Below are 4,036 nucleotides of genomic sequence, written 5' to 3' on the forward strand. Positions count from 1 at the left end.
CGAACTCATCCTCAACGCCGGTCATAACCTGGATCTGGTCAGCCAGCGTGATACGCAGCAGACCACCGCCAGAAGGTGGGTGCACAACGTCGGCAGCAAGATCAGCCTGTTTGTGCAGGGGGTGGCCGACAAGGTGAACCTCAAACTCATCGCCGCCAAGGGGCATGTGAATGTGCAGGCGCAGTCAGGCGATGTGGAGATTGTCGGCGACAAGAACCTGCGTATCTTCGCCAACAAGGAAAAGCTCATCGCCGCAGCCAAGGAAGAGCTACTGCTCACCTGCGGCGGCGCCAACATCCGGCTGAAAGGCGGCAACATCGAAATCCACGCCCCGGGCTCGGTGAGCTTCAAGGGCAGTGATTTCAACTTTAGTGGCCCAGCAAGCATGAAGGCGGCAATGCCCTTCATGCCGCAGCCGGAAAATCACCAGAACTGGATTGAGCTCAACTATGCGTACGACGACATCGAGCCAGTGAAGGGGGCGCCCTTCACACTCAAGTACTCTGATGGCACCGAAATCCGCGGCAAGCTGGATGACAAGGGTTTTGCACGGGTTGATGGCGTGCCACTTGGCACCGCAAAGGTCTTGCTCGGTGATGACAGCCGCGCATGGGACCCGAAACGCAAGATCGACAATCCTCATGCTGGATCGGCGAGTGACGCTGACTCGGCGCTCTCGTTCGTGAAGAAGTTGCTGCTCAAATGAGTATTCAGACCCAACGCACCATCCCGATTGCGCCAGTCAAAACGGGCCTGACCGATGCAGTACGCATGAGCGTGCGAGAAATCAGTCAGTTCCTAGGTCTGTTCTACCCAGCGACGCTGGTCGAACAGGAAGAAGCCGCTGAGAAGATTGCCGGGCAATGGCTCTCCCGAGTCCGCGCCTTCCACAAGGACGACGACTTCCTGTTTCTGGTGAAGGATTTCTTGCAGGTAGTTTTAAGTGGCGGGGCGCGGAGCAAGACGTCCGACACCCTGGCCTACTACTTCAGTGGCTTCATGCCTACCTATGGATCGGCCCTCATCCTGATCGACATGATCTATGACGGTCGCCCATGGTCCGAAGTCCAAGCCTTCATGCACATCATTGGCTATGGCAATGCACGCCAATATGTGGAGACCTTCGATTACCAAGGTGCACAAAATAAGGTCAAGGCCGAACATAACGCGTGGCTGGACATCCTGAAGCAGCAGGATGCCACTCTGCACACGGCGCTATTCGGCGCTCCGGTTCAGCTCGCACTCGCGCCAAGTCCCGGCTACGGCCCGACCATCTCCGATGCACCACCCCGGCCGATTACGATCCCGCAACTCCCACCGAGCGCCGAGCCGCTCCCAAAACCTGCGCCGGCGGCTTCCCGCCTTTCGGCCATCACACGCGTAGCAACCAATCCTTGGTTGATCGGGCTCATGTTGCTCACGATGCCTGCGAATGCGTTTCAGGAGAACACTGAACAGCAAGAGCTGGACCGAATGGCCAAGCTGGAAAAGAAGCGCCAGCAGGTCGCTGAAGAGAAGAAGCAGTTGGTGATTCTTGAAGTTGAGCGGATGAACGCAGCAACAACCAATGCCACCAATAACGCTTGTACCTCGCAAACAGATAACAACAAGAAAAACGGCGTGGAATGCGAAAATGATGGCTATGGGCTGATGGAAAAAGCCCTGCTGTACAAGCGGTTGATCGATCCGCCCAAGGGCAAGGGGCTGGATGGGTTGTTCGAGAAACCAATGCAACAGCAGCATTTACCAGACCCTTTTCCTGAGCAGGTCACTGTTCCCAAACCCGGCAAAGTACTCTTCATTCCCAAGGAATCTACCCCGCCGCATATCCAGTATGCGTGGGATACCAAATTTCCGTTCCGGGTCTACCCACGTTTCGTGGTATTTGAAGCCAAGCACATCGCGAAGCGTTTTGACGAGAACGATACCGAAGGGATCAAGAAGGAAGCGAAGAACAGACTAGGAAACACCTGTGATGGCAAGCAGATGGGGGAAGTCTGGAGTGCAAAAAGAATTCCTCCAGCTCTTCAAAAGGGTCCATCGAAGAGTCGCGAAGATGTGGCGAACAAACAAGCCGAGATAAAGCAAAATGGATATTCCAGGTGGATATTCATTTGTTTGCCAGGCCCGCTAGGCAGTAGCGGCGTCAGTAAACTATATGTCTTGATTGATGTTGACACGGCCGACATGAACTTGGATAACATTCCGGCCAAGCCGAGAAAAGATAAGAAACCACTGCCCGATAGCAGCTATTAAGGAGAGGGAGATGGCTTTTAAAGACGAGCGTAGACAGCGGTTCATCAGTGCTGCGCATTACGAGCAATTTCGCGATCAATTGGCCCTTTACATCAAAGTCGCGCACGAGAAATTGGCCCTCCCCGAGTTGAGCGAAAGGGCTGTAAACAGCTTCAAATGGGATGTGGCGAGCTATGCGCTCGAAACACTGATTCTTGACTATACCGCGGGAAAATCCATTGAAGGACTGGGAGCTAATTTCCCTTCCATTATTGATGCGTTTGATGTTTTCATTAGCAACGAAAAAATAAAACCGCATGTGGCTGCGGCACTTGAAATCACGCAGCTCGAAGCCTACGTCTATGTCACGTGGTTGTTGGCGCTGGCCAAACTGCTTGGCCATGCCGACCAGATTCCACGCATCTTGAGCTGGATCGACAAGAATGCTGAGTTCAATCGTGGTCGGGATGGCCTGTTCGAGGCCGTTGTTCAGCAGCTCACTGGCACAAACATACCTGTCGAGCGCGTTTTGCTACATCCAGACGCGTATCGCCCGCTTGCGAAAGCCACCGTCCTTCCAGCCGAGGAGCGACCAGCCATGGTCGCGGCATTTCTTGAGAGCTGGTACAAGCAAATGAAAGGGTGTTACTGGCACGGCACCCATACCGATAAGGCAGGTGACTCTTCCTACTTTGGCTACTGGGCGTTTGAAGCCGCTTTAGTCACAGTGCTATGGGATATTGATGACTCCAGCTATCGGGACCACCTGGTCTACCCCAAGGACTTGGTCGACTTTGCCCGCTCGCTGGCTACACCTACTCAAAAACCACCTACGCTTGGCATGAATCGTTGCGAAGCAAACCTGCCATGCCCCAAATCGGGCTACTGGCAGACACCAGCTCAGGTGAACTCGCGCCGCTACTTCGAAGCCGGCGAAGTCATGCCAGCGTTTTCAGGTTCAACCTACGGAGCCACGATCTGGTATTGGGATGAAAACCAAGGATGAACTGTGGATTCTAGCGGGCGTGATCATCCGTTCGGATGACTCTTGATCACCTCGCTGCTGGCCTCATGATCAGCCATTATTTGGCTGCAATTCGGCCAAAGCAGGCGTTGAGGATCTCAAGCGGATGGCAGGTTCCCCCTAACTTGCTGACGTACGCGACCCGATTGTCAGCAGCGCTGATTCAAGAGGGTAGTGCCGCAGACGGGGGATATGAGCGTTTATACCCAATAAACATGAAAGTTCGTTTGTACTCACCGAACGACACCAGCCTCCTCAGTGAAAGGATTCACGATGGATAAGCGATGGGGCAGAACACTTGGCGCAACCCAGATCCCTTCGGCTACAGGCACTTCATTGTGGCTTTGATCAACCGCAAGCACGACGGGAGCCCCCTTTCGCTCGCCCACAGCCATGGCCTCATCTGCGACATTTGTTAAATGGACCATACGCCGCTGCATCGGGATCAAGCCATTATCGATGATCGCGTTAAGCGCAGACCAGCTAGACCCATGATATAGAGACGTCGGCGCACCAATTTTGATGCCAGTATCAATGCTTACATTTAGAGAATGTCCGTATAGAGCTCTGATTTGGCCGTCTCGGACCTCAAATCGAGGCTCGCCGGGATGCTCCGCCACAGCCAGCAAATGACTTGAATCTACTTTGAGAACAAACGCCAGATCATCCATCGCTGCGAAACCGGTATTATCGATTGCAATCCCGTTGTTCGGGCCTTGGTGACGAAGCTGGTATGTGTCCAGTCCCGGACGATTAACTACGCGCTTAACAAATAAA

General features: G+C 53.9%; 4 protein-coding genes. 3 read left to right on the forward strand and 1 reads right to left on the reverse strand.

What is annotated here, in order from left to right; all coding sequences use genetic code 11:
• From NLI84_RS18710 to NLI84_RS18720, 3 genes are all read left to right on the forward strand, one after another.
• Positions 1 to 706, forward strand: a 706-nt coding sequence (locus tag NLI84_RS18710) for a DUF2345 domain-containing protein (protein ID WP_255992349.1), incomplete at its 5' end; no start/stop codon positions are given.
• Positions 703 to 2,256, forward strand: a complete 1,554-nt coding sequence (locus NLI84_RS18715) for a hypothetical protein (RefSeq protein ID WP_255992350.1) — start codon at positions 703 to 705, stop codon at positions 2,254 to 2,256. The genes NLI84_RS18710 and NLI84_RS18715, both read left to right, overlap by 4 nt.
• 10 nt (positions 2,257 to 2,266) lie before the next feature.
• Positions 2,267 to 3,241, forward strand: coding sequence for a PoNe immunity protein domain-containing protein (locus NLI84_RS18720; RefSeq protein WP_255992351.1), 975 nt, complete (start codon positions 2,267 to 2,269; stop codon positions 3,239 to 3,241).
• A 251-nt stretch (positions 3,242 to 3,492) separates the two neighbouring features.
• Here NLI84_RS18720 and NLI84_RS18725 read toward each other — a convergent pair.
• Positions 3,493 to 4,036: RNA 2'-phosphotransferase (locus tag NLI84_RS18725; protein WP_255992352.1), on the reverse strand; the 544-nt coding region annotated here is incomplete at its 5' end.

This window comes from Chitinolyticbacter albus (assembly GCF_024437655.1).
Taxonomy (GTDB): Bacteria; Pseudomonadota; Gammaproteobacteria; order Burkholderiales; family Chitinibacteraceae; genus Chitinolyticbacter; species Chitinolyticbacter albus.

Excerpts from the sequence above, each read along its gene's own strand:
- NLI84_RS18720 (WP_255992351.1), top strand. The coding sequence starts at position 2,267 with ATGGCTTTTAAAGACGAGCGTAGACAGCGGTTCATCAGTGCTGCGCAT.
- NLI84_RS18715 (WP_255992350.1), top strand. The coding sequence starts at position 703 with ATGAGTATTCAGACCCAACGCACCATCCCGATTGCGCCAGTCAAAACG.